Genomic DNA, 24,463 nt, shown 5'->3' with positions numbered 1-24,463 from the left:
GTGAACCAGCCAGCCGTATCGCCGACGCTCGACACGCTGTTTCAGCGCACGCTGATGCGGCAGCCGCACGCGACCGCTCTGCTCGACCCCCTGAACAAGTTCCGAGTGACCGGGCACCAGCCGCGGCGGATGAGCTATGCCGAGGCTGATACGGCCATCGAGGCGCTGTCCGCCTATTTCGTCGAATCAGGCCTGCCGGCCAATTCCGTCATCGCCATCCAGCTGCCGAATACGGTCGAGTTCGTGCTCACCGTTCTTGCCGCCCATCGCGCCGGCCTCGTCGTTGCCGTGCTGCCGCTGCTCTGGCGCCATGCAGAACTGACCGCCGCTCTGAACCGCACCGCGGCGCGCGCCATCGTCACCATGAGCACGGTCGACGGCGTCAGCTATGCCGATCTCGCAATGCACGCGGCCGCGGAAGCCTTCTCGATTCGCCATGTCTGCGGCTTCGGCACCAACCTGCCCGAAGGCATGGCCTCGCTCGACGAGGTGCAGGCCCGTCCGCCCGGCACCGCGCGCGCCGTGATTCAGGATGGCCGCAAAGCGGCGATGATCTCCTTCGACGTCACCGCGGAAGGCTTTCGTCCGGTGCCGCGGCCGCATTTCAGCCTGATCGCCGGTGGGCTCGCGATGTCGCTGGAAGCCGACATCAGGCAGGGCGCGACCGTGATGGCGGCGTTCACGCCGATGTCGTTCGCAGGGCTCGCCTCCTCGCTCGCGGTGTGGCTGCTGTGCGGCGGCACGCTGGCGCTGCATCATCCGTTCGAGAACGACGTGCTGGAGCAGCAGATCAACGCGCACGAATGCGACGTGCTGATCGCACCGGCGCAATTTGCCCAGCGGCTCGGCGATTCCGATCTGGCGGCGCGGATGCCGACCTTGCGCAACGTCATCGGTCTGTGGCGTGCCCCCGAGCAGGTGGCGGCGAGCGAGGCATGGATCGCGCCGCACGCGCCGTTCACTGACGTCTATCTGTTCGGCGAGGCCGGATTGTTCGGCGCCCGGCGTGGCGAGGACGGCATGCCGGTGCCGGTGATGCCGGGACCGCACGGCGCGCCGCGCGAGCAGTCGGGTTCGTCGATCGCCGGCGAGATTTTGCTGACGCCGAAGGGCACGCTCGGGCTGCGCGGCCCGATGGTGCCGATCGCGGCCTACGCTCCGCCGCCGCCGGTCGGCGACAGCCTGATCGCGCAGCCGCCACGCGACTATGTCGACACCGGCTATGCCGCGAGGCTCGACCGTCCCAGCGGCGCGATCTGCATCACCGCCCCGCCCTCCGGGATCATGGCGGTCGGCGGCTACCGCTTCCTCTCCAACGACCTCCAGGAATGGGCGCGCCGGCTCGGCCAGGGCGCCCTGCTGACCGCGCTGCCTGACCGGCTCTCCGGTCACCGGCTCGCGGGCCGCGCCCAGGACAATGCCCGCGCCCGCGAGGCGCTCAGCGAACTCGGGCTTAACCCCCTGATGGTCGAAGCTTTTCGCGACCGTTCCGGGCCGGGTTGAGGGTCATTTCGACTGTTCCATTGACGCTGCATTAAGGCGGCCGGACTAGATTGCGCGGCACCTGTCGCGTGATCAGAGTCTCTCGATGTCCCAGGCTGGCCCGATCCTGTTTGTGTCCAATGGCGAGCGGCCGGCCTTCATCGCGGCGCTGGACGAGGCGCGATTCTTCCCTGTGATCGACACCGGCTGGGCCGGCGCGACGCGCGCGGTCGAAGAGGTGCAGCCGGCCGTGGTTCTCGCCGCGATGGATGCCGGGCACGAGCCGCATCTGGCGCTGCTCGCCAGGAAGATCGCAGAGCAATCGCCCTACCTTCCCTTCGTGGCGCTGGATGCGGCAGGCGCGCTCCCGCACAACGCCCTGCCCTTCTCCTCCTCGCGCGTCGGCCATTCCGAACGCCTGATCGCGCGGCTTCGCGCCGCGCTGCGCATTCGCACGCTTCATGCCACGGTGCTGCGCCGGCTGCCCGAGGTGAAGGTCGCCCTGCCGGAGGCCGATCCCATTCGGGATGCCACGGTGCTTCTGATCGGCCGCGGCGCGGCTTACCCTGCGCTTTCCGTCGCGCTCGGCGAGCGCGTCGGCGTCGTCGGTGCGCTCTCGATCGAGGCCGCGGCCAAACATCTCAACACCCGCGACCTCGACGGCGTCGTGCTCGCCGAAGGTTTTACCGCCCGCGTGACCGATGCCTTCCTCACTGTGCTCGCCGAGGATACCCGCTTCCGCAGCCTGCCCGTGATCGTCACTGCGCATCAGCTCACGCAGACTTACGACCTGCCCAATCTCGAGCTGATCCCCGGCGAGCCGGCCAAGGTCGCCGCCAACGCGCTGCCCCTGATCCGCCAACACGCGATGGAAGCCCAACTGAGCCGCACGCTGCGCTCGATCGATGCCGGCGGCTGGCTCGACCCGCGCAGCGGCCTGCTTACGGTGGAGGCCTTTGCGCGCGATTTTGCCAAGGCGGTCGAGCAGACGCTGGCTCATGGCGGCGGCCTCTCGGTCGCGCGCTTCGCCTTCGACCCCGGCAATTCCCGCGCCCAGCTCGATGCCGCGCGCATTCTCAGCCGCCTGATGCGGCAGATGGATTTTGGCGTGGCGCAGAAGGACGGTTCGGTCATCGTCGTGTTCGCGGAGACCGACTTCCGCACCGCGCACATGATCGCCCGCCGTCTCTCTGCAGTGATGCGGCACACGTCCAATGGCAAGCACGAGATGCGGAGCGATCCCGTCGTCTCGGTGGATTCGCTATCGCCGTCGGATACGGCACGGTCGCTGCTCGGACGGCTGTCGGCCGACGCGTCGCGCGCGGCCTCGTAGGTACCTCGCGAGCTGCCACAACAAACACCGTCATTGCGAGCGTAGCGAAGCAATCGAGAATCTTTCCGCGGGGAACAGTCTGGATTGCTTCGCTGCGCTCGCAATGACGTGGTGAGACCTGAAGCCTACGCCGCCTTCTTGCTCTGCGCGAGCTGCGCCAGCTGGCGCATGATCTCGGTGGTGCCGGCCAGGCGCTCTTCCGGCGTCTCCCAGTCCTGCAGGAATACCACCTTCATGTCGGGCCGCACCTTCGCGGCCTGGCCGTGGCTGCGGATGAAGCTCACTAGCCGATCGGGATGGGCGAATGAATTATCACGGAAGGCGATCACGGCGCCCTTCGGGCCGGCGTCGATCTTGCCGACATTGGCCTGACGGCAGAACGCCTTGATCGCGGCGACCTTGAACAAATAGCGCACCTCGTCCGGCAGCACGCCGAAACGATCGCGCATCTCGGCGCCGAAGTTCTCGATCTCCTCCTCGCTGTCGAGGTCGGCGAGCCGCCGGTAGAGCGACAGCCGCACCGAGAGATCGCCGACATAGTCCTCCGGAATGAGCACGGGCATGCCGATGGTGATGGTCGGCGACCAGCGATCGGCGGCGGGCTCGGACACGCCGGCCTTGAGGTTGACGATCGCCTCCTCCAGCATCGACTGGTAGAGCTCGAAGCCGACCTCCTTGATATGGCCGGACTGCTGCTCGCCCAGGATATTGCCGGCGCCGCGGATGTCGAGGTCGTGCGAGGCGAGCTGGAAGCCCGCGCCCAGCGTCTCCAGCGATTGCAGCACGGTGAGCCGGCGCTCGGCCTGCGCCGTGATCTTCTGCTGCGCCGGCAGCGTGAACAGCGCATAGGCCCGCAGCTTGGAACGGCCGACGCGGCCGCGGAGCTGATAGAGCTGGGCGAGGCCGAACATGTCGGCGCGATGCACGATCAGCGTGTTGGCATTGGGAATGTCGAGGCCGGATTCCACGATCGTGGTCGACAGCAGGATATCGAACTTGCCGTCGTAGAACGCGGTCATGATGTCCTCGATCACGGCGGGCGGCATCTGCCCGTGCGCGACCGCGACCTTCATCTCCGGCACGTTCTTGTCGAGGAAGTCCTTGACCTCGGCGAGGTCGTCGATGCGCGGCACCACGTAGAACGCCTGGCCGCCACGATAACGCTCGCGCAGCAGCGCCTCGCGGATCATCAGCGGATCGTGCGGGGCGACGAAGGTGCGGACCGCGAGGCGGTCGACCGGGGGCGATGCGATGATCGAGAGCTCGCGCACGCCGGTGAGCGCGAGCTGCAGCGTGCGCGGGATCGGCGTCGCTGACAGCGTCAGCACGTGCACCTCGGCGCGGAGCTGCTTCAGCCGCTCCTTGTGGGTGACGCCGAAATGCTGCTCCTCGTCGACGATCAGCAGCCCGAGATCGCGGAACTTGATCGACTTGCTGAGCAGCGCGTGGGTGCCGACGACGATATCGACCGCGCCGTCGGTGAGGCCCTTCTTGACCAGATTGAGCTGCTTGGCCGGGACCAGCCGCGAGGCCTGCGCCACCTGCACCGGGAAACCCTTGAAACGCTCGGTGAACGTCTTGTAGTGCTGACGGGCGAGCAGCGTGGTCGGCACCACGACCGCGACCTGCTTGCCTTCGAGCGCCACCGCGAAGGCGGCGCGCAAGGCCACCTCGGTCTTGCCGAAGCCGACGTCGCCGCAGATCAGCCGGTCCATGGGACGGCCGAGCTCGAGGTCCTTCAGCGTGGACTCGATCGCACCAAGCTGATCCTCGGTCTCGTCATAGGGGAAGCGCGCGCAGAACTCGTCGTAGAGGCCCGGCTGCACCGGCAGCTTCGGCGCCTCGTGCAGGTGGCGTTCGGCGGCGATCTTGATCAGCTCGCCCGCGATCTCGCGGATGCGGTTCTTCAGCTTGGCCTTGCGCGTCTGCCAGCCCGAGCCGCCGAGACGATCGAGTTCGACCGTGGTCTGGTCGGAGCCATAACGCGACAGCAGCTCGATGTTCTCGACTGGCAGGAACAGTTTTGTCTCGGCGGCATAATGCAGCTCGAGGCAGTCATGCGGCGCGCCGGCGACGTCCAGCGTCTGCAGGCCGATGAAGCGGCCGATGCCGTGGTCGACGTGGACCACGATGTCGCCGGCGGCAAGGCTCGTCACCTCCGAGATGAAATTGTCGAGCTTGCGGCTCGCCTTGCGCGGCCGCACCAGGCGATCGCCGAGGATGTCCTGCTCGCTGATGAGCGCGATCTCGTCGGTCTCGAAACCGCTTTCGAGGCCGAGCACGGCGAGCATGGTCTCGTTGCGCGGGGTCGCCTGCACCGTGCGCCAGCTGTTGACGCTGGTCACAGGGGTGAGCTTGTGATCGCGCAGCATCGAGGTCATGCGGTCGCGCGAGCCTTCCGTCCAGAGCGCGATGACCACTTTCTTGCGGCTCGTCAGCAGCCCATGCACATGTGCGACGACGGCTTCGAAGACGTTGACCTTGCTATCGTTGCGCTCCGGCGCGAAGTCGCGGCCTTTGCGTGCCCCGGCATCGAGCACGCTGGTACCATCGGCAGGTACCGAAAACTGTGTCAGCCGCACCAGCGGCATCCCGCTCTCGCGCTTGCCCCATTCCTCCTCGGTCAGATAGAGCCGGTCAGGCGGCAGCGGCTTGTAGATGGCGCCGCCGCCCGGATGCTCCATCGCATCGCGGCGTGCCTGGTAATAATCAAGGATCTGCTTGAAGCGCTCGCGGACGGCATCCTCGGCCTGCGGCTCGATCGCGATCGCCGCGCCCTGCAGATAGTCGAACAGCGTGTCCATCCGGTCCTGGAACAGGGGCAGCCAATGTTCCATGCCGGGATGACGGCGGCCCTCGCTGACGGCCTCGTACAGCGCATCGTCGCGCTCGGGCGCGCCGAACTCGGCGACATAGCCCATCCGAAAGCGGCGGATGGTGTCGGTGACGAGCTGGAATTCGGAGATCGGCACGAGATCGAGCGCGCGCATGTCGAGCAGCGTGCGCTGGGTCTCGGCATCGAAGGTGCGGATCGATTCCAGGCTGTCGCCGAAGAAGTCGAAACGGACGGGCTGTTCCAGGCCGGCCGGAAACAGGTCCAGAATGCCGCCGCGCACCGCATATTCGCCGGGCTCGCGCACGGTCGAGGAGCGGTTGTAGCCGTTGTGTTCGAGCCAGGCGACGATGGTGTCCATCGGCACGACGTTGCCCGGCGCCACCGACAGCGCCTGCGCCGCCACCAGATCGCGCGCCGGCACGCGCTGAACGACGGCGTTGACCGTGGTCAGCACGATCAGCGGCTTGTCGCTACCGGTCAGGGACGCAAGCCGTGCCAGCGTCGTCAGGCGCTGCGCGAGCACGCCGCCATGCGGCGAGACGCGGTCATAGGGCTGGCAGTCCCAGGCCGGGAAAGTCAGCACGGGCAAATCGGGCGCGAAGAATTGCAGGGCACGTTCCAGCTGCTGCATCCGCGGTCCGTCACGGCAGATCACCGCGAGGCTGACAGCGGGCTTCTTCGGCCGCGCTGCGATAGCGCGCGCGAGATCGGAGACGACGAGGCCCTCGGCGCCCTCGGCGACATTGGCAAGCGTCAGCGCGCGGCCGGGCGTGAGCAGCTCGGCCGGCGATTTCATCCCCTGCTTCATACGTCGCGGTCCGCGATCGGAAACGCCTTGATGCGCGCAAACAGCGGGCCGATGACTTCGGCGGCAAGCACCTTGTCGCCGGTGATGGCGGCATAGAGGTCGGGATCGGCTTCTTCGAGCAGGGTCTCGAGCTGCGTCAGCTCGTCATCGGACAGATTGCCGATCTCGGCATCCGCGAAGCGGCCGAGGATCAGGTCCATCTCGCGCGTGCCGCGGTGCCAGCAGCGGAACAGAAGCCGCTTGCGGCGGTCGTCCAGCCCATTGCTCGATCGTGTCGTTCCCGTCATGTCTCAATTCCAGTCAAACGCCAAAAGCCCGGACGTGCCGGGCCGGGGTGATATAGCCACTCGGGCGGGCCATGTCAGCCCTCGATTTATCATGGCCCGCTGCCGCCGCAGGGGCACGAAAAAACACGTGGATGCCGGGCATAAAGCCGGGCATGACGAGCGAAAACGATCCTAGGTTCGCCTGATGCGCCCCAGCCTGCTCAATCCACTGTTTGCCCCCGTGACCAGCCTGCCCGGCGTCGGTCCGAAGCAGGACAAGCTGCTGCAATATCTGCTCAGCCGCAATGAGACGCCGCGGCTGGTCGATCTGTTGCTGCACTTGCCGAGCCAGGTCATCGACCGCCGTGCGCGGCCGAAGATCCGCGACGCCGCGCAGGGAACCATGGTGACGCTGGAGGTCACGGTCGACCGCCACCGCCCGCCCCCGCCGCGCAATGCCCGCGCGCCGTATCTGGTTTATGCCAGCGACGATACTGGCGACGTCGTGCTGACGTTCTTCCGCGCAAAGCCCGGCTATGTCGACAAGCTGCTGCCGATCGGCGAGAAGCGCTTCGTCTCCGGCACGCTCCAGATGTACGACGGCATTCCGCAGATCGTGCATCCCGACCGGGTGCTGGACGAGGAGGCGATTTCAAAACTCTCCGGCATCGATCCCGTCTATCCCTTGACCGAAGGTCTTGCACTCGGCTCGCTGCGCCGCGCGGTCGCGCAGGCTCTGCAAAAGCTGCCGGCCTTGCCGGAATGGATCAGCCCGGAAGTGCTGCGGCGCTGCGGCTTCCCGCCGATCACCGAGGCGCTCACCCGCGTGCACCAGCCGGTCGAGCTCACCGACATTCTGCCCGACCAGCCGTTCTGGTCGCGCCTCGCCTTCGACGAACTCCTCGCCGGGCAACTTGCGCTTGCCCTGATTCGCGCGCAATTGCGGCGCCCGGCCGGTGTGCGCAATGCAGGCGACGGGCAGCTCCGCAACAAGATCATCGATGCCCTGCCCTATGCGCTGACGTCATCCCAGCGCGACGCGGCAGCCGCCATCGCCGACGATCTGCAACAACCGGTGCGCATGTTGCGCCTGCTCCAGGGTGACGTCGGCTCCGGCAAGACCGTGGTGGCGCTGCTGGCCGCCGCTGCGGTCACCGAGGTCGGCAAACAGGCCGCGCTGATGGCGCCGACCGAAATTCTGGCCCGCCAGCACATCAAGACCATCGCGCCGCTCGCCGAGCGCGCGGGCATGCGGGTCGCGATCCTCACCGGCCGCGAAAAGGGCAAGGAACGGCGGGAATTGCTGGGACAGCTCGAAGCCGGCGAGATCGACCTGCTCGTCGGCACCCATGCGCTGATCCAGGACGACGTGATCTTCAACGATCTCGCCCTCGCCGTCGTCGACGAGCAGCATCGCTTTGGCGTGCGCGAGCGGCTGGCGCTGACGTCAAAGGGCGAGGCCGTCGACGTGCTGATGCTGAGCGCCACGCCGATCCCGCGCACGCTGGTGCTGACCTATTTCGGCGACATGGACATCAGCGAGCTCAGGGAGAAGCCGGCCGGCCGCCAGCCGATCGAAACCCGCACCATATCGATGAGCCGCCTCGGCGAGGTCACCGACAGCGTCGGCCGCGCGCTCGAATCCGGCAAGCTGGTCTACTGGATCTGCCCGCTGGTCGAGGAATCCGAGGCCGAGGGCACCGAGCACCTGACCAATGCCACCAAGCGCTTCGAAAGCCTGCAAAAGCGTTTCGGCGATCGCGTCGGCCTCGTCCACGGCCAGATGAAGGGCACGGAGAAGGACCGCGTCATGGGCCAGTTCGCCGCCCACGAGATCGGCCTGCTGGTCGCGACCACCGTCGTCGAGGTCGGTGTCGACGTGCCGGCGGCGACCATCATGGTGATCGAGAACGCCGAACGTTTCGGTCTCGCCCAACTGCACCAGCTCCGCGGCCGCATCGGCCGCGGCTCGGAAGCCTCGACCTGTCTGCTGCTCTACTCCGAGCCGCTCGGTGAGATGTCGAAGGCGCGGCTGAAGGTGATCCGCGAGACCACCGACGGTTTTCGCATCGCCGAGGAAGATCTGAAGCTGCGCGGCGAAGGCGATGTGCTCGGCGTGCGCCAGAGCGGCCTGCCCGGCTACCGCATCGCCCGCTCCGAGGTGCACGGCCAGCTCATCACGCAGGCCCGCGACGAGGCGCTGCGCATCCTCAAGGACGATCCGAAACTCAAGGGCGAGCGCGGCGAGGCGCTGCGATGCCTGCTGTATCTGTATGAGCGCGATGAAGCGATCCCGCTGATCGGGGCGGGTTAGCTGGCCGCTCGCTGCCGCCCAACCTCATAAGCCGCCAGATGCGCGCGGGCGAGATCCAGCAGCGGCGTGTCGATATCAAGCGCACGGGCCCGGTTGGCCATATCGCCGAGGATGTGCTCCGCCTCGGTGATCGAGCCGCGCTCGATGTCACGCAGCATCGAGGCCTTGAGCGGGGAGTCCGGGGTCGTGAACAGCTTCCGGTCAAACTCGATGAAAGGCGCTCGCGGCTCAAAACCCGATTCCGTCGCGACGGCGCAGCATTCGGCGAACAGGCGGAAGATGGATTGCTCGCCGTTCGGCACGGCCAGAATGTCTCCGATGCTTGCACGCATCAGGCAGGTGATGCCGGCGAGCGTGCTCAGCTGAACGAACTTCTCCCACATGTCCTGCATGATCGCTTCGCTGGCGCGCACGTCGATACCGGGCACATGCAGCAGCGTCTCCAGGGCGAGCACACGCTCGCTCAACAAACCCTCGACCTCGCCGAAGACGATGGTCTGGTTGGCCATGAACTGAACGACACGGCCATCCGCATCGAGCCCGGCACTGACGTTCGCGAGTCCGCCGAGGACGCAGCTCGCGCCGAACCGCGCAGTCAGGGCGTCGACATGTTTCAGCCCGTTGAGGATCGGCAATATCATCGTGTCGGCGCCGACCGCCGGGGCAAACTGGGCCATCGCATCGTCGAGCGAGTAGGATTTCACCCCGACCAGAACGACGTCGAACGTTTCCTTGAGATCGTTGGCCAGGATGACCTTCGGCTGCACGGCGAAGTCGCCATGCGGGCTCACGACCTGCAATCCATTCCGCCGCAATTGCTCCGCACGCCCGGCCCGCACCAGAAAGGTCACGTCGCCGCCGGTTCGGACCAGGCGCGCTCCGTAATAGCCTCCAAGCGCTCCCGCGCCGATGACGAGCACTCTCATTCGAACTCCCATGTCAAACGCGGCCATTCAGCCATCCCGCCCCTGGAACGGCAAGTTGAAATCCAATCTTTCGCCTCGGCGGGTTTCGTGAAACCTTGCGGCGATGCGCCGGATCATCGTCGTGGGCTGTCAGGGCAGCGGAAAGACGAGCCTCTCCCGGAATCTCGGGCGAAAGCTCGGGCTGCCCGTGGTGCATCTCGACGTGCTCTATTGGCGGCCGGGCTGGAAGCCATCCGACAAGCCGAGCTTCCGGGCGCGCGTCACTGATGCGATCGCGGGCGACGCATGGGTTGTCGACGGCAGCTTCTCGGGACTTGCTTTCGATCTCACGCTCGCGCGCGCCGATACGCTGGTCGTCATCGACCGCCCGCGCTGGCTCTGCCAGTGGCGCATTCTCCTGCGCTCCGCCTTCGATCGCGACAAGACCCGGCCTGACCTCCCGGAAGGGTGTCCCGAACAGTTCGACTGGAAATTGATGCGGGAAGCGTGGCGCTACGACACCGAGCGCGCGCCTGTCATCGAGGCCGAGCTTGTGCAGTACGGCGCTGACGTCCCGGTCGTGCGCTTGAGACGCGATCGGGATATCCAGGGTTTTCTGGATTCGGTACACGGCACATGGTCGATGGCCGTGACGTGAGACCGGACGATCAGGATTTCTTCTGCGCGATACGCGCGGCGAATGCCTTCATCAGGTCGGTATCCGCCGCCTCGCCTTTCGCGTCCTCGGCGAGATGCTCGAACCAGCGCGCAAAGCCCTCGTAAACCTGGCTGGCCGGATGATCGGGGCCGAGAAAGCCGGAAATCTCCCGCATCTCCGCAACCCAGCGATAGGCCTTCGGGATCATGTCCGGCAGCGCGACTTCGAGCCGGGCCAGTACCGCGGGCTGGCTGAGTGCGAGTTCGTCGCGCAGCGCGTCCGCAGCTCCCGCCTTCGTTGCCGCGACCACCATCGCCGAGCCGATCCCGGCGAGGCCCTTGACGATACCGGCATAGGACATTTTCAGCGCGGACGCGGCACCGACCGGCCCGTCGACGATCCGCACGTCGAGCCCGAGGTCCTTCAGCACGGCGACGTCCTTGGCGTGCTCGCCGGACATGTAGAAGGCCGGGCTCTTGCCGCCGGGCTGGGGCGGGAACCCGATGATGCCGGCGTCGACGAACGGCGCCTGTGCCGAGCCGATGATCTCTTCGATCCTCATCACGGTATCGACGTTGACGGCATTGCAATCGACCACGACCGGCTTCTTCTCGCGCCGGACGATCAGCCCCGCCAGCCGCTCGGCGAGCGCCACGGCTTCGCCCGGCGGCACGATCGAGAGGATGATGTCGGCGTCCGCGATCGCGCCGTCCTCGGCGCCGATCATGCCGGCATCCGCCGCGCGTTTGCACGTCGCCTCGCTCCGCCCATTCAACGACGTCAGCACGCGCGCACCGTGGTCGCCGAGACGACGGGCCACGGCACTGCCCATGGCACCGGGCGCGAGGATCGCAATGGTTTTGGACATCGTGCACTCCAGATCGAATCCCGAGCAACGCGCTCAATTCAATCGGAGACTAGCAGAGGACGGGACACCCGCGTGAACGGCGGCCATCCCGCAGAGGAATGGCCCTACTCCACCTTCGCAGGCTGGGGCTGGAGCGCCGAGGCGTTGGCGATACGCGCGGCATTCGCCATGCCCGCCAGCGCCGCTGCCTTCTTCGAATCGGGCGCCGAGCCCGGCTGCACGACGCCGGCCGACATGATCAGGGTCGCGGCATCCTCGGTGCTCATGTCGACTTCGACAATCTTGCTCTTGGGCACGTAGAAGAAGAAGCCGGTGGTCGGGTTCGGCGAGCAAGGCAGGAACACCGAGACGTGCTCCTCCTGACCCGGCAGGCTGCGGGAGACATCCTCGTTCGGCGATTGCGAGATCAGCACGATCGACCACATGCCCGGCGAGGGAAACTCGACCAGGCCGACTTTGCGGAAGCTCGAGCCCTTGCCCGAGAACAGCGTCTCGAACACTTGCTTCAGGCCGCGGTAGATGGCGCGCACCGCCGGGATGCGGCCGAGGAAGGTCTCGCCGACATCGACCAGCGTCCGCCCGATCAAATTGGCCGCGAGGAAGCCGACCAGAGTCAACGTGAAGAATGCGACAATCAGTCCCCAGCCGGGGATGACGTACGGCATGTAGGTTTCAGGCCGATAGGCCAGCGGCACGAACGGCCGCACCACGCCATCAACCCAGGTGACGAACCACCAGACCAGATAAAAGGTGATCGCAACCGGTCCCGTCACGACGAGACCGGTGAGGAAATAATTGCGGAAGCGGCCCATCAGGCCGGTATGCGGCTCCGGCACGGGATCAAGAGGCGCTGGCGCGTCGTCACGGGGGGTCATTCGGGTTCCAGGTCAGTCGCTTCGTCCAAGCTAGGGTCTTCTAGCAGGTTTTGGAAGACCACGAAGCGTTCCGCACTCGACCCTTCTGCCTATTCCACGGTCACGGATTTCGCGAGATTGCGCGGCTGGTCGACGTCGGTCCCCATGATGACCGCCGTGTGATAGGCGAGCAGCTGAACCGGGACGGCGTAGACCATCGGCGTGAACGCCGCCGCCATATCAGGCATGACGATGGTGACGAGGGACTCGACGGTCGCCTCCGCCGCGCCCTTGGCGTCCGTCATCAGGATGATCTTGCCGCCGCGGGCGGCGACCTCCTGCATGTTGGAGACGGTCTTTTCGAACACCCGGTCGTAGGGCGCGATGACGACGACGGGCATGGTCTCGTCGATCAGCGCGATCGGGCCGTGCTTGAGCTCGCCGGCGGCATAGCCCTCGGCGTGGATGTAGGAGATCTCCTTCAGCTTCAACGCGCCCTCGAGGGCGAGCGGAAAGCTGGTGCCGCGGCCGAGATAGAGCACGTCGCGCGACTTGGCGATCTCGCGCGCGAGCTTCTCGATCTGGAGCTCGGTGGTGAGCGCATCCGACATCAAACGCGGAATCTCGACGAGCCCGTGGACGAGCTTGGTCTCGTCCTCGTCGGACAGTTCGCCGCGGGCCTTGCCGGCCGCGATCGCAAGATTTGCCAGCACCATGAGTTGGCAGGTGAAAGCCTTGGTCGAGGCGACGCCGATCTCGGGGCCGGCCAGCGTTGGCAGCACGGTCTCGCTCTCGCGCGCGATCGTCGAGGTCGGCACGTTGACGACGGCCACCGTGTGCACGCCCTGATCCTTGGCGTAGCGCAGCGCGGCCAGCGTGTCGGCGGTCTCGCCCGATTGCGAAATGAAGATCGCGAGATCTCCCTTGCGCAAGGGCGCCTCGCGGTAGCGGAATTCGGAGGCGACATCGACTTCGACCGGCACGCGCGCGAAACGCTCGAACCAGTATTTTGCGACGAACCCGGCGTAGCTCGCGGTGCCGCAGGCCGTGATGTTGATGCGCTGGATATTCTTGAAGTCGAACGGCAGCTTGACCGGCAGCGAGACCCGTTCTGTCGCCATGTCGACGTAGCGTGCCAGCGTGTGGCCGACCACTTCCGGCTGCTCGTGGATCTCCTTGGCCATGAAGTGGCGGTAATTGGCCTTGTCGACCAGCGAGGTCGAGGCGGCGTGCTTGGTCTTCTCGCGCTGGACGGCATGGCCGTCCTTGTCGAAGATCGAAGCGCTCGTATGGGTCAGCACGACCCAGTCGCCGTCCTCGAGATAGCTGATCGTGTCGGTGAACGGCCCGAGCGCGATGGCGTCGGAGCCGAGATACATCTCGCCGTCACCATAGCCGATCGCGAGCGGCGGACCATTGCGGGCGCCGATCATCAGATCGTCCTCGCCGGCGAAGATGAAGCCGAGCGCGAACGCGCCGCGCAGACGTGCCAGCGTCAATTTCACCGCTTCCACCGGCTTGTTGCCGCGCGTGAGCAGATCGTCGACGAGATGCAGCACGATTTCGGTGTCGGTCTGGGTGTGGAACACCGTGCCTTTCTTTTCGAGCTCCTCGCGCAGCTCGCGGAAATTCTCGATGATGCCGTTGTGAACGACGGCGACGCGCTCGGTCGCGTGCGGATGGGCATTGTTCACGGTCGGCTTGCCGTGGGTGGCCCAGCGGGTGTGACCGATTCCGGTCGTGCCCTTGAGCGGATCGGCCTCCAGCCGCTTCTCCAGATTCTTCAGCTTGCCCTCGGCGCGTCGGCGCTCGAGATGCTTGCCTTCGAGCGTGGCGACGCCCGCGGAGTCATAGCCGCGATATTCAAGACGTTTGAGCGAATCCACCAATTGCTCTGCAACCGGTTCGCGCCCGAGAATGCCGACAATCCCGCACATGCGGATCAATATCCCCCAAATCGTCGAAAAATCGCCTAAACGACGCGCTCGGTTTTTAGCGAAGTTCCTAAGGAACCAGATACTCAATAATTATTGCTGATTGAGACAGCACCGACGGCAACGCGCCTCGCCTGCGTCGAACTGGCTGAGCCTTAAACCGCGCGCATTAACTTGTTGTCAACGAATTTGGCCAACCCTTGCGTACCAAGGAGAGAGGCCATGAAAGGCTCATCCAACCGCAAAGGTCTGTCATCAATGTCGGTGAGCGCCAGCGAGACCACCGGCACGCACCTTGCGCATTGGCCGCCGCCCCAGCGCGGCAAGGAAAGCAAGCCCGTCTTCATCAAGCACGCCGCCGGCGAGCCGGCCAAGCGTGCCAAGGCGCGCGGCTGGCGACTGACTCGCGCGATCTTCTCGGAATTCGCCGACGACGAATAGCGGCGCTCATTTCGCCGGCTTCTTTTCAAGCTTCTTGCCACCCGTCTTCATCTCGCGATAGCGCGCCGCACCACCGTCGCGGATGGTCTGCGGGCTACGCTCCAGCGCCATGGCGTCATCAGGCACGTCGCGCGTGATCACCGAGCCCGAGCCGATATAGGCGCCGTTGCCGATGGTCACCGGTGCGACCAGCGAGGAGTTGGTGCCGACGAAGGCGCCCTGCCCGATGATCGTCTTGTGCTTCTTGAAGCCGTCGTAGTTGCAGGTGATGGTGCCGGCGCCGATGTTGGAATTGGCGCCGATTGTGGCGTCGCCAATGTAGGAGAGGTGGTTGACCTTGACGCCGGCCTCCAGCGTCGCGGCCTTGGTCTCCACGAAATTGCCGATGCGCGCGCCGTCGCCGAGCGAAGTGCCGGGCCGCAGCCGCGCATAGGGGCCGATGGAGACCTTCTTGCCGAGCTTGGTCTCGACGATATGCGAGAAGGAATGCACCACCGTGCCGTCGCCGATCGAAACGCCGGGGCCGATCACCACGAAGGGCTCGATCGTGACGTCCTTGCCGAACACGGTATCCGCGGCAAGATAGACGGTTTCGGGCGCGATCAGCGTGACGCCGGCCTCCATCGCCGCTTTCCGCAACCGCGCCTGCATCACGCTTTCGGCCTCGGCGAGCTGCGCCTTGGTGTTGATGCCACGCACTTCGTCCTCGCTGGTTTCGATCACCACGGCATCCCATCCCTGTTCACTGACAATGCCGACCGCGTCGGTCAGATAATATTCGCCCTTGGAATTCGCATTGCCGATCTTGTCGAGGATCCCGAGCGCGCGGCGGCCGTCGATCGCCATGACCCCGGCATTGCAGAGGTCGATCCTGCGCTCCTCGGCGCTGGCATCGGCCTGCTCGCGGATCGCGACCAGGCGGTCGCTCTCGACGATGAAGCGGCCATAGCCGGTGGGATCGGCAGCGCGGAAGCCGAGCGCCGCAATCGCGGCGCCTTTGGCCAGCGGCGCGCGCAGCCGCGCAAAGGTCTCGGCCGAGATCAGCGGCGTGTCGCCGAACGCAATCAGCAAATCGTCCACGCCCCGCGCAATGGCATGACGCGCCGCCAGCACCGCATGCGCGGTACCGAGCCGTTCCTGTTGCACGAAGGTGAGCGCGTCGGGGCGGATGCGCTTTGCTTCGTCCGCCACCGCCTGATGGTCGGGTCCGATCACGACTGCGAGCGAGGTGCCGGTTCCCCTGGGCGCCGCGGCGAGCACGTGGGCGAGCAGGCTCTGGTGCGCGACCGGATGCAGCACCTTCGGCAGGTGTGAGCGCATACGCGTGCCTTCGCCGGCGGCGAGCACGATCGTGAGGCTGGAACGGGCGGTCATCGCAATCCTGTCAATCGGCCGAATCAATCGGCGCCAGCGGGCGACGGCCGCCCTGATGAGCTATGGCCTTGCTACCCCCGCAAACGCCCGGAGTTCAAGTGCGACACGCTTTTCCTGTTAATGTTCCCTGATTGATTCGGGGAAGCCGGACAGGGGTTGGGCACTTAACGTTCATGGCAAAGGATTCCGACCCACTGGCGGATGCCTTCGGCGCCAAGGAGACCGGCGGGCTGTTCTCCGGACTTGTGGCCGAGGAGAGTTCGTTCGATCGCGGCATGATGTGGCGGCTGGGCTCATGGGGCGTGGCGGCCGTCGGCGCCGTTGTGATTGCCGTGTTCGCCAACCAGGCCCAGCTCGGCTGGCGGCGCGATCAGGTTGCGTCCGCCGATCTCGCGCGCCAGGCGGACCGGCTCCAGATGCTGACCAAGGAGAGCCAGAACGAGGCCCGCCGGCTCGCCTCCGCCATCGAGACGCTGAACACCGATCGCGACCGGCTCTATTCGCGCGTCACGGTGCTGGAGCAAGGGCTCGATTCCGTCACCGGCGCCATCGCCAAGCAGACGACAACACCGCCGCAGGCGTCCGTTGCGAAGCCGCAGGACGCGCCGGCTTTGATCGGGCCGCCGGCGCCCGGCATCGCGCCGGTCGCCTCGACACCGGCTCCGGCCAACGACAAGCCGCGCGCCGAGGCCGCAAAGGAGCCGTCGAGTCCGCCGCCGCAGAGCGCGGCCGCGGCCTCGCTCGTCGCGCAATCTCCGGCGACGACGGCGCCACTGCCGATGCTTCCGCTGGTCCCGTCCAAATCGATCATGGCGCCGCCCGATCCGGCCGCCCCGAAACTGGTTCAGCCCGAGGCCACTGAGAAGGTTGCCGAGAAGAAGCCCGATCCGGCGCCCGCGCCGATCGAAGTCGCTGCGGCACCAGCCAAGCCGCCGGAGGCCGCCGAAAGCGAGGCTCCCGCGATTGCGGTCCAGCAGACGCGCTTTGCGATCGATCTCGGTGGCGCCAACTCGCTCGACGGCCTGCGCGCATTGTGGCGCGGGCTCACCAAATCCAATCCCGAAATCGCAGCGCTGCGGCCGATCATCATGATCAAGGAAGGCAACACCGCCCTCGGCATGCAGCTCCGCCTCGGTGCCGGCCCGCTGATCAACGCCGCGGCTGCAGCAAAACTCTGCGCCGGCCTCGCCGAGAACGACCGCCACTGCGAGACGACGGTGTTCGACGGCCAGCGGCTGTCAATGCGCGGCGGCCAGGAAAAACAAGAGAAGACTCAGGATCGAGTCCAAGAGAAGAACTCCGACAAGGCCCAGGACTCGGTGCCGCAAGCCGAAACCGCCCCGGCGCCCGCGCCCGCCGCCAAGCCGGACAAGCATCGCCGCAGCTATTCCTCAAAACGCTCGTCGAAGCGTGAGGAGCCCGCGCCTGCTCCTGCGGCGCAGCCGGCCGCACAGCCGAAGCCGGAGACCGCGTCGGCGGGATCGACGCTGTCATCGTTCTTCAGGCGGTAGGCGCGGCATCCACTCTGTGGCGGTGAAGACGGTCCCGCGGCCGACGTATCAGATGATACGAAGGCCTCCGACCCGAAACGGCAGTATCCGCGACGAACATGATTCGGAGCGGAGATGGCGGACGAGACGTTTCTGCGCCAGCACCTCGCGCTCATCCGCGAGCTGGCCGAACAGGCCGACCCCTATATCAAGAAGCGATTGCTGGCCTTGGCGGAAAAATACGAACGTCGGCTGAGGGACCAGAACCGGCCGATGCAAACTCGCCCTTGAGAGCTCATTGGCGCGCGCAATCACCTACTCGATGCGGGCCTTTTCCTTCAGGTCGCGAATGCGGTTCTCAGCTTCATCCTTCGACCGGACGAGCTCCGACCAATCCTCGACCCGAGCTTCCTTGCTCAGCCTCTTGAGTTCGTCCAATTGCTGCTGGGTTGGCTTTTCCATGCTCGCTCCTTGCATGCAGCATGCGTTCGTGCGGTCACACCATTCAGAACCGGCGCGACCCCAGCCTGTTCCTGGATATCTTGGGGCCAGGCGCGGCCGCCTTGCTCGTCCCGGAACGGCCCGCGACCGACATAAACTCACCTTCCCTGTTGCCCCGTTCCACCTTCCCGACCATATTGCCGCCATGACAAAAAAGCCCTTCCGCCTCACGCCCTACCAGGTGCAGTTCCTGATCGTCGTCGGCTTCGCATCCGTCGGCTATGCGCTCTATCTGCGCTACCTCGGAATCGAAAACTCGCAGGTCGGTCTCGCCTGCGACGCCGGGCTTCAGACCCTGGTCTGCAAGGCGCGCTCGGTCTCGACCGTGCTGTTCAAGAATTCGGTGTTCGGCATTGTCGCGCTGGTAGTGGCAACGCTGAACCTGATGCGGCCGTCGATCGTGCTGCTCACCGTCGGCATCATCGCCGCCGGCCTCGGCATCGTGCTCTACAATGTCGTGCTGTCGGGCCTGGCGATCGGCCTGCTCATTCTTGGATTTGCTCGGCCCGCGCCCGCCACAGCGTGAGCGCGAACAAGAGATAGATCGCGCAGGTCCACAGCGACTGCCAATTGTCGCGGCCCTCGTTGAAGAGCACATAGGCCGCCGACAGCGTCAGCACGCCGGCGAAGACCGACTCTGCGATCGGACGCTGGCCGATCTGCGGCCGGTTCAACATCAACAGCGCGAACGGCACCACCGCCATCGTCAGCGAGGCGTAGGGGAAGTCGTGGTAGCGCGGGTCGAACACGAAGCCGAGCGCGGTCTGCGCCGCGATCACCGCCGTCACTGCCAGCGTCAGACCCAGCACGGCGGTGAGCTTCGACCATTTCCGGCCCTCGCGCGGACCGAGCAGATCGAGGAAGGTCGGAAGGCTGCGGCCGATCACCATCGCCTGCGCGCAGAAGATCGGCGACAGGATGCCGGCCGCGAGCAGCGTGCCCCAGAGCAGCCAGCCGCCGATGCCGTAGCTCTCGTAGTACATCTTGTCGGCGCCGATCCCGAGCAGGATGCCTGCCGAGGTCGCCGAGATCGCCACACCGAGCCAGGCCGAGAAGCGCGGCGTCCAGGGCCTGCGCCGCAACGTCAGGCCGGCGACAGCGAACACCAGCACGCAGAGGCCCATGCCGGCGCCCATATACCATTTCCAGTAAGGGAAATTGCTGATCGGCTGGCCCGGCGGATATTTCAGGCTCCGGCGCACCGAGTCATAGAGGCCCCAATAGCCGCCGACGGTGCCTTCCAGCTTGCGCTTCCACGGCTGGTCGTAAGACTCGATCAGATTGACGCGGAATTTCTGCGCTTTCGCGAGACTCAGGATCTCCGAGACCACGCGCGCCTGGTTGGTGCGCGACGGCAGCGCGCCTTCGCGCATGCGTCCTTCGCTCGGCCAGCCGGTTTCGCCGATCAGGATCTCCTTGCCGGGGAACGCGACGGCCATGCGCTCGCGGATCTGTTCGACGTGGGAGGCGGCAAACTTCGCCTTGACCGGGAAGTCCTCCCAATAGGGCAGGATGTGGATCGTGACGAAGTCGACGGCGTCATAGATCTCGCGATTCCTGAGCCAGAACTCCCAGACATCGGCATAGGTGACGGGCACGCTGACCTGCGCCTTCACGGAGCGGATGATGGAGACGAGGTCCGCGGTCGTCATCTCGCCGCGCAACAGCACTTCGTTGCCGACGATGATGCTGGTGATGATTCCGGGGAAATCCTTGGAAAGGCGAATGGCGAGCGCAGCCTGCTCGAAATTCTTGGTGCGGTTGCTGGAGAGCCAGATGCCCTGGAGCACCTTCAGCCCGCCGATCCGGGCCGCGATCGCCGGCACCTGGTCGAGCCCGTTCTCCATCGAATAGGTGCGGACGCAGTCGGTGATCTCCTTGAGCTGGCGCAGGTCCTGCTCGATCTGGTCGGCCTCGATATGAGTCCATGCGTTCAGCGGCGACTGCTCGCCGCGGAACGGCGCGTAGGAGACGCATTGGACCTTGTCGGCGGGATCGATCGGGGCGCGCGCGAGCGAGATCGGCGTGGCAAGCCACCACCACACGGCAGCGATCGCACCCAATGAAACGAGCAGAAGCGCCAGTGGCGTACGAAGAGAAATCGGTTCCGTCCTCCGCGAAGGGCCGTCGATTACCTGCTAGCACGCCATCTGCCAAGGGGGTGACTCCGTTATGGATCCTTCCCTCCCCTGAGGAATTTACCTGCGGCCGTTCGACCGAGGCCTAGGATCGTGACTTTGCTGGACAAAATTCCAGATTCAGGCCATGGACTCGGGAGGACTTTTCCGCCGCATTGGAGACCCATTTGGACGCCATCACGCAGGCGCATCCGCGAAGGTCCTGACGCGGACGGTCAATGGTATATTGGGGAATTCATGCGGCAACGGGTGTTCGAGTTACGAAATGCGGTCCTGCGGCAGTTCGCCGCCACCTTGGCCGTTTCTTCCCTTGTCATCCTGATGGGTATCGGCGCGGCCTCCGCCCAGAGCGGCACGCCCGCCCCCGACCAGAGCAAGGCAGCCGCCCAGCCCGCCGATGCCGCCGCCAAGGATGCCGCCCAGAATCAGCGCCGCACCGACGAATTCGCCGAAGCAGCCCAGGTCATCGGCGGCCCGGCTGGCAACCCCGAATGCGTCTGGCTCGGCCGGCGCGTGGTGCGGCTGATGTGGCGGGACGACCTCGATACCGCATTCCGCCATCTCGACCTCTACGACCGTTTCGGCTGTCCCGGCGGCCACATCCAGGCCGCGTTCCGCTGCCTGACCCGCTTCGGCGGCCAGATCGATCCCAAGGTCGCCGAGACCCTGGACAGCCGTGTGCACGCTTGCTGGATCAACCCGGCGTCGCAGCCGCAACAGGCGGCAGCCGCGGCCTCGCAGCCTGCAGCGCCGGCCGCCGGCAATGCGCAGCCGCAGCCGGCCGCGAGCCCCTCGCCGGCGGCAAGCGCGTCACCGGCGCCCCCGAAATAGCCGCGATTGTTTCAGCCTGCGTTCAGGAACGATCGGCGATAGAGGCAATTGGCACTGCTGCGAATTTCGAGATGTGCATGCCCTCATACGGTCATGAGGCGATGACAGTTGTGAAACCGCGCGGCAGAGGTATGCTCCATTTGCCGCGGACTTGGTCGGATCTCGGGGTCGGATCCGCTTCCCTGCCCCCTCAGCCCCTTTTGGTTTAGCCGCGATGCGGGTTGTCGCCGCCGTTCTGTTGCTTGTGTCCGCGCTCCACGCCGGCCTCTGGGGAGTCTTGCGCGACAAGGAACCCGCGCCCGACTTCAAGGGCTTGCTGCCCAGCGTCTCCTACGCGCCGTTTGAGGGCTCGGCTCATCCCGACATCGACAACATTCCGACGGTGGAGAAAATCCGCGCCGACCTGAAGACGCTGTCGACGATGACCCGCGCGATCCGTCTCTATTCGTCCACGGGCGGCGTGGAACTGGTGCCGCCGATCGCGGCCGAGTTCGGCCTCAAGGTCACCGTCGGCGCCTGGATCGACAAGGACAAGGATCGCAACGAGCGCGAGATCAAGGCCGCCATCGAGCTCGCCCGCAAGAACAGCAATGTCAACGGCGTCGTCGTCGGCAACGAGGTGATCTACCGCGGCGAGCAGAAGGTCGAAGACCTCATCGAGATGATCAAGAAGGTCAAGGGCTCGGTCCGCGTGCCCGTCACGACCGGTGAAATCTGGAACATCTGGCGCGACAATCCCGACCTCGGCTCCAACGTCGACTTCATCGCCGCCCACGTGCTGCCCTATTGGGAAAACTTCCGGTCGGACCAGGCGGTCGACCAGGCCGTCGACCGCTACAATCTGTTGCGTAACCTGTTCCCCGGCAAGCGCATCGTGATCGCCGAGTTCGGCTGGCCGAGCGCGGGTTACAATTTGCGCAACGCCGACCCAGGTCCGTTCCAGCAGGCATTGACCCTGCGCAACTTCGTCAGCCGCGCCGACGCCATCGGCATGGAATACAACATCGTCGAGGCCATCGATCAGCCCTGGAAATACTTCGAAGGCGGCGTCGGTCCGTACTGGGGCATCCTCAACGCCAGCCGCGAGCCGAAATTCGCCTGGACCGGCCCGGTGCAAAATCCCGACTATTGGAAGCTGATGGGTGTCGCCCTCCTGGTCGGTATCCTGCTGTCGCTGCCGATCCTGCGGCTGCAGCAGCCGACGGCGAAGCAGGCGTTCCTGCTGTCGGCCACCGCCAATGGCGTCGGCGCCTGGGCCGCCACCGTGTTCGCGTTCTGGAACGGGCACTATTTCATCTTCGGCTCCGCCTTCGCGCTCACGCTCGGCATGATCCTGCTTGTTCCCCTCGTGCTGATCGCGATGGCGCGCATCGACGAGATCGCGGCCGTCGCGTTCGGCCGGCCGCCGCAGCGGCTGCTCGCGAAAGGCAAGCCGGTCGAGAACGTGCCCGAGAATTACTTTCCGAAGGTCTCGATCCACATCCCCGCTTATTTCGAGCCGGTCGAGATGCTCAAGCAGACGCTCGATGCGCTGTCGCGGCTGAACTATCCGAACTACGAATGCGTCGTCATCATCAACAACACGCCGGACCCTGCCTTCTGGCAGCCGATCCAGGATCATTGCCGCGCGCTCGGTGAACGCTTCAAGTTCATCAATGCCGAGAAGGTGCAGGGCTTCAAGGCCGGTGCGCTCCGCATCGCGATGGACCGCACCGCCGTCGACGCCGAGATCATCGGCATCCTGGATGCCGACTACGTCGTCGATCCCGACTGGCTCAAGGACCTCGTGCCGGCGTTCGCCGATCCCAGCGTCGGCCTGGTGCAGGCGCCGCAGGAACATCGCGACGGCGACCTGTCGATCATGCACTACATCATGAACGGCGAATATGCCGGCTTCTTCGACATCGGCATGGTCCAGCGCAACGAGACCAACGCCATCATCGTGCACGGCACGATGTGCCTGATCCGCCGCGCCGCGATGGACATGGCCGGCGGCTGGTCGTCCGACACGATCTGCGAGGACAGTGATCTCGGCCTTTCGATCCAGCAGCTCGGCTGGACCACGCACTACACCAACCACCGCTACGGCCAGGGCCTGCTCCCCGACACCTACGAGGCCTTCAAGAAGCAGCGTCACCGCTGGGCCTATGGCGGCCTCCAGATCGTCAAGAAGCACTGGCGGAACTTCCTGCCCGGACGGAGCCGGCTGACGCCCGACCAGAAGCGCGAATATGGCCTCGGCTGGTTGAATTGGCTGGGTGCCGAAAGCCTCGGCGTGGTCGTGGCGCTGCTCAACCTCGTCTGGGTGCCGATCGTCGCCTTCGCCGACATCGCCATTCCCGACAAGATCCTGACGCTGCCGATCATCGGCGCCTTCATCGTCTCGCTCGCGCACTTCATGTCGATGTACCGCGCGCGCGTCGCGATCAAGCCCGGCCAGATGCTGGGCGCGATGATCGCGGCGATGAGCGTGCAGTGGACGGTGTCGCGCGCGGTGGCGCAGGGACTGATCACCGAGCACATCGCGTTCGCGCGCACGTCCAAGGGCGGCCTGTCCAGGATGTCGATCGAGTTCCAGGCGTTCTGGGAGGCTGTGATCGGCGCCCTGCTCCTGATCGGCGCCGGCGTGCTGGTGGCCTCCAACAGCTATCGCCAGATCACCGAGATCTACATCTTCGCCGGCGTGCTGGTGCTCCAAAGCCTGCCGTTCCTGGCTGCGGTCGCGATCGCCATCCTCGAGCTCAGCCGCATCAACTCGTTCCAGTTCTGGCGCGACAGCGCGATCCGCACTGCCGAGCTGATCGGCCTGCGCCCGGTCGCGCTACCGACCCCCGCCGGCACGCCGCAGCAAGTGCCGGTGCCGAGCGAGGTCCGGCGAGAAGCGAACTGACGGGGCTCCAAACGCGGCATCCGGCCCATGGGCGGACGTCGCGGGTTCTTCGGCGTGGATGGCGGCCCGCCATTCCGGTTGAAAATCCCGGCTCAAGCATTGGAAACGGCGAGCGAATTCCCGCTGTTGCCTTCAACTTCGGCAACCACCCGAGCTATTGACCTCCGCGCCCCATCCCCCTACACAGCGCGGGCCGAAAGCATGATCCGGAAACAGCCGGTTTTTCCGCAACGCTTGCGTCGATGTGGCGGCAAGACATGCTTTTCCAAATGACCGAAGACGATGGCGATTTCTTTGAAGCCATCAGCGGCCATGGGAGCGCGTAGCTCAGCCGGTAGAGCACGTGACTTTTAATCACGGGGTCCTGGGTTCGAGCCCCAGCGCGCTCACCAACCAAATCAATATGTTAGATCGAAACAGCGCTCTCCGACAAAACCTCTGTGTCTGCACTGTGTCTGCACTGTGTCTGCAAATCGATTGCCGCTGTAGACACAGCTTGCCGGCCGCATTGAGCGCGGTTTGATGGGGCATTCCCGCCCT

Annotated in this window: 19 protein-coding genes and 1 tRNA gene; 11 read left to right on the top strand and 9 right to left on the bottom strand. The window is 65.7% G+C overall.

Annotated features, from left to right (window positions below; all coding sequences use genetic code 11):
- Together AC0L3S_RS26820 and AC0L3S_RS26815 are read left to right on the top strand one after the other, a co-directional pair.
- A complete protein-coding gene (locus AC0L3S_RS26820; RefSeq protein ID WP_473282370.1) occupies positions 1 to 1,503 on the top strand; it encodes an AMP-binding protein in 1,503 nt (500 codons plus the stop codon).
- A gap of 85 nt (positions 1,504 to 1,588) precedes the next feature.
- The gene (locus tag AC0L3S_RS26815) at positions 1,589 to 2,815 is read left to right on the top strand and encodes a GGDEF domain-containing protein (RefSeq protein WP_473282368.1); all 1,227 of its coding nucleotides are present in this window, start codon (positions 1,589 to 1,591) and stop codon (positions 2,813 to 2,815) included.
- A gap of 125 nt (positions 2,816 to 2,940) precedes the next feature.
- On the opposite strand, the gene mfd is transcribed toward AC0L3S_RS26815, so the two are convergent.
- Positions 2,941 to 6,459 carry a transcription-repair coupling factor gene (gene mfd, locus AC0L3S_RS26810; RefSeq protein WP_473264652.1) on the bottom strand — a complete coding sequence of 1,173 codons (3,519 nt, stop codon included), beginning with the start codon at positions 6,457 to 6,459 and terminating at the stop codon, positions 2,941 to 2,943.
- On the bottom strand, positions 6,456 to 6,746 hold the full coding sequence (locus tag AC0L3S_RS26805; RefSeq protein ID WP_106944794.1) for an FAD assembly factor SdhE: 291 nt from the start codon (positions 6,744 to 6,746) through the stop codon (positions 6,456 to 6,458). Before AC0L3S_RS26805 ends, mfd begins: the two co-directional genes overlap by 4 nt.
- A gap of 184 nt (positions 6,747 to 6,930) precedes the next feature.
- Here AC0L3S_RS26805 and recG point away from each other — a divergent pair, with 184 nt between their 5' ends.
- Complete coding sequence (gene recG / locus AC0L3S_RS26800) at positions 6,931 to 9,039, top strand: ATP-dependent DNA helicase RecG (RefSeq protein WP_473282366.1); 2,109 nt, start codon at positions 6,931 to 6,933, stop codon at positions 9,037 to 9,039.
- On the opposite strand, the gene panE is transcribed toward recG, so the two are convergent.
- The gene (panE, locus tag AC0L3S_RS26795; protein ID WP_473282364.1) at positions 9,036 to 9,965 is read right to left on the bottom strand and encodes a 2-dehydropantoate 2-reductase; all 930 of its coding nucleotides are present in this window, start codon (positions 9,963 to 9,965) and stop codon (positions 9,036 to 9,038) included. The two genes, recG and panE, sit on opposite strands and share 4 nt — an antisense overlap.
- Positions 9,966 to 10,068: 103 nt before the next feature.
- Here panE and AC0L3S_RS26790 point away from each other — a divergent pair, with 103 nt between their 5' ends.
- Positions 10,069 to 10,602 carry a P-loop NTPase family protein gene (locus tag AC0L3S_RS26790; protein WP_473282362.1) on the top strand — a complete coding sequence of 178 codons (534 nt, stop codon included), beginning with the start codon at positions 10,069 to 10,071 and terminating at the stop codon, positions 10,600 to 10,602.
- Between the two features lie 10 nt (positions 10,603 to 10,612).
- On the opposite strand, the gene AC0L3S_RS26785 is transcribed toward AC0L3S_RS26790, so the two are convergent.
- From AC0L3S_RS26785 to glmS, 3 genes are all read right to left on the bottom strand, one after another.
- Entirely contained in the window at positions 10,613 to 11,470 is an 858-nt protein-coding gene (locus AC0L3S_RS26785; RefSeq protein WP_473282360.1) for an NAD(P)-dependent oxidoreductase, read from the bottom strand.
- Between the two features lie 104 nt (positions 11,471 to 11,574).
- The gene (locus tag AC0L3S_RS26780; RefSeq protein WP_473264647.1) at positions 11,575 to 12,345 is read right to left on the bottom strand and encodes a DUF502 domain-containing protein; all 771 of its coding nucleotides are present in this window, start codon (positions 12,343 to 12,345) and stop codon (positions 11,575 to 11,577) included.
- A gap of 89 nt (positions 12,346 to 12,434) precedes the next feature.
- Positions 12,435 to 14,261, bottom strand: a complete 1,827-nt coding sequence (gene glmS / locus AC0L3S_RS26775; RefSeq protein ID WP_473282358.1) for a glutamine--fructose-6-phosphate transaminase (isomerizing) — start codon at positions 14,259 to 14,261, stop codon at positions 12,435 to 12,437.
- 219 nt (positions 14,262 to 14,480) lie between these two features.
- On the opposite strand from glmS, the gene AC0L3S_RS26770 reads away from it, so the two are divergent.
- On the top strand, positions 14,481 to 14,699 hold the full coding sequence (locus tag AC0L3S_RS26770; RefSeq protein WP_063996287.1) for a hypothetical protein: 219 nt from the start codon (positions 14,481 to 14,483) through the stop codon (positions 14,697 to 14,699).
- A gap of 6 nt (positions 14,700 to 14,705) precedes the next feature.
- On the opposite strand, the gene glmU is transcribed toward AC0L3S_RS26770, so the two are convergent.
- Positions 14,706 to 16,073, bottom strand: coding sequence for a bifunctional UDP-N-acetylglucosamine diphosphorylase/glucosamine-1-phosphate N-acetyltransferase GlmU (gene glmU / locus AC0L3S_RS26765; RefSeq protein WP_473282356.1), 1,368 nt, complete (start codon positions 16,071 to 16,073; stop codon positions 14,706 to 14,708).
- Between the two features lie 173 nt (positions 16,074 to 16,246).
- Here glmU and AC0L3S_RS26760 point away from each other — a divergent pair, with 173 nt between their 5' ends.
- Both AC0L3S_RS26760 and AC0L3S_RS26755 read left to right on the top strand, forming a co-directional pair.
- On the top strand, positions 16,247 to 17,584 hold the full coding sequence (locus tag AC0L3S_RS26760; protein WP_473282354.1) for a hypothetical protein: 1,338 nt from the start codon (positions 16,247 to 16,249) through the stop codon (positions 17,582 to 17,584).
- 114 nt (positions 17,585 to 17,698) lie between these two features.
- Entirely contained in the window at positions 17,699 to 17,854 is a 156-nt protein-coding gene (locus AC0L3S_RS26755; RefSeq protein WP_473264642.1) for a hypothetical protein, read from the top strand.
- A gap of 24 nt (positions 17,855 to 17,878) precedes the next feature.
- On the opposite strand, the gene AC0L3S_RS26750 is transcribed toward AC0L3S_RS26755, so the two are convergent.
- Positions 17,879 to 18,025: a hypothetical protein gene (locus AC0L3S_RS26750; RefSeq protein ID WP_473264641.1), complete on the bottom strand. Its 147-nt coding sequence runs from the start codon at positions 18,023 to 18,025 to the stop codon at positions 17,879 to 17,881.
- A 184-nt stretch (positions 18,026 to 18,209) separates the two neighbouring features.
- On the opposite strand from AC0L3S_RS26750, the gene AC0L3S_RS26745 reads away from it, so the two are divergent.
- A complete protein-coding gene (locus tag AC0L3S_RS26745) occupies positions 18,210 to 18,590 on the top strand; it encodes a hypothetical protein (protein ID WP_063996284.1) in 381 nt (126 codons plus the stop codon).
- Here AC0L3S_RS26745 and AC0L3S_RS26740 read toward each other — a convergent pair.
- Positions 18,550 to 20,109 carry a glycoside hydrolase family 17 protein gene (locus AC0L3S_RS26740; protein ID WP_473282352.1) on the bottom strand — a complete coding sequence of 520 codons (1,560 nt, stop codon included), beginning with the start codon at positions 20,107 to 20,109 and terminating at the stop codon, positions 18,550 to 18,552. The genes AC0L3S_RS26745 and AC0L3S_RS26740 overlap by 41 nt on opposite strands.
- A gap of 330 nt (positions 20,110 to 20,439) precedes the next feature.
- On the opposite strand from AC0L3S_RS26740, the gene AC0L3S_RS26735 reads away from it, so the two are divergent.
- The 3 genes from AC0L3S_RS26735 (at position 20,440) to AC0L3S_RS26725 (ending at position 24,315) form a co-directional block, all read left to right on the top strand.
- Entirely contained in the window at positions 20,440 to 21,033 is a 594-nt protein-coding gene (locus AC0L3S_RS26735; RefSeq protein WP_473264639.1) for a beta-1-3, beta-1-6-glucan biosynthesis protein, read from the top strand.
- Positions 21,034 to 21,247: 214 nt separating this feature from the next.
- Positions 21,248 to 23,923, top strand: coding sequence for a glycosyltransferase (locus tag AC0L3S_RS26730; protein ID WP_473282350.1), 2,676 nt, complete (start codon positions 21,248 to 21,250; stop codon positions 23,921 to 23,923).
- Positions 23,924 to 24,239: 316 nt separating this feature from the next.
- Positions 24,240 to 24,315, top strand: a tRNA-Lys gene (locus AC0L3S_RS26725).
- Positions 24,316 to 24,463: the final 148 nt, after the last annotated feature.

It is taken from the genome of Bradyrhizobium sp. Ken01 (genome assembly GCF_055807355.1).
The sequence above is the reverse complement of the archived record's forward strand: the minus strand, read 5'-3'. Positions and strand labels throughout refer to the sequence as shown.

Bases quoted from the DNA above. Each gene is read 5' to 3' on its own strand.
- AC0L3S_RS26815 (WP_473282368.1), top strand. From the start codon at position 1,589: ATGTCCCAGGCTGGCCCGATCCTGTTTGTGTCCAATGGCGAGCGGCCG.
- mfd (WP_473264652.1), bottom strand. From the start codon at position 6,459: ATGAAGCAGGGGATGAAATCGCCGGCCGAGCTGCTCACGCCCGGCCGC.
- AC0L3S_RS26805 (WP_106944794.1), bottom strand. From the start codon at position 6,746: ATGACGGGAACGACACGATCGAGCAATGGGCTGGACGACCGCCGCAAG.
- recG (WP_473282366.1), top strand. From the start codon at position 6,931: ATGCGCCCCAGCCTGCTCAATCCACTGTTTGCCCCCGTGACCAGCCTG.
- panE (WP_473282364.1), bottom strand. From the start codon at position 9,965: ATGAGAGTGCTCGTCATCGGCGCGGGAGCGCTTGGAGGCTATTACGGA.
- AC0L3S_RS26790 (WP_473282362.1), top strand. From the start codon at position 10,069: ATGCGCCGGATCATCGTCGTGGGCTGTCAGGGCAGCGGAAAGACGAGC.
- AC0L3S_RS26785 (WP_473282360.1), bottom strand. From the start codon at position 11,470: ATGTCCAAAACCATTGCGATCCTCGCGCCCGGTGCCATGGGCAGTGCC.
- AC0L3S_RS26780 (WP_473264647.1), bottom strand. From the start codon at position 12,345: ATGACCCCCCGTGACGACGCGCCAGCGCCTCTTGATCCCGTGCCGGAG.
- glmS (WP_473282358.1), bottom strand. From the start codon at position 14,261: ATGTGCGGGATTGTCGGCATTCTCGGGCGCGAACCGGTTGCAGAGCAA.
- AC0L3S_RS26770 (WP_063996287.1), top strand. From the start codon at position 14,481: ATGAAAGGCTCATCCAACCGCAAAGGTCTGTCATCAATGTCGGTGAGC.
- glmU (WP_473282356.1), bottom strand. From the start codon at position 16,073: ATGACCGCCCGTTCCAGCCTCACGATCGTGCTCGCCGCCGGCGAAGGC.
- AC0L3S_RS26760 (WP_473282354.1), top strand. From the start codon at position 16,247: ATGGCAAAGGATTCCGACCCACTGGCGGATGCCTTCGGCGCCAAGGAG.
- AC0L3S_RS26755 (WP_473264642.1), top strand. From the start codon at position 17,699: ATGGCGGACGAGACGTTTCTGCGCCAGCACCTCGCGCTCATCCGCGAG.
- AC0L3S_RS26750 (WP_473264641.1), bottom strand. From the start codon at position 18,025: ATGGAAAAGCCAACCCAGCAGCAATTGGACGAACTCAAGAGGCTGAGC.
- AC0L3S_RS26745 (WP_063996284.1), top strand. From the start codon at position 18,210: ATGACAAAAAAGCCCTTCCGCCTCACGCCCTACCAGGTGCAGTTCCTG.
- AC0L3S_RS26735 (WP_473264639.1), top strand. From the start codon at position 20,440: ATGCGGCAACGGGTGTTCGAGTTACGAAATGCGGTCCTGCGGCAGTTC.
- AC0L3S_RS26730 (WP_473282350.1), top strand. From the start codon at position 21,248: ATGCGGGTTGTCGCCGCCGTTCTGTTGCTTGTGTCCGCGCTCCACGCC.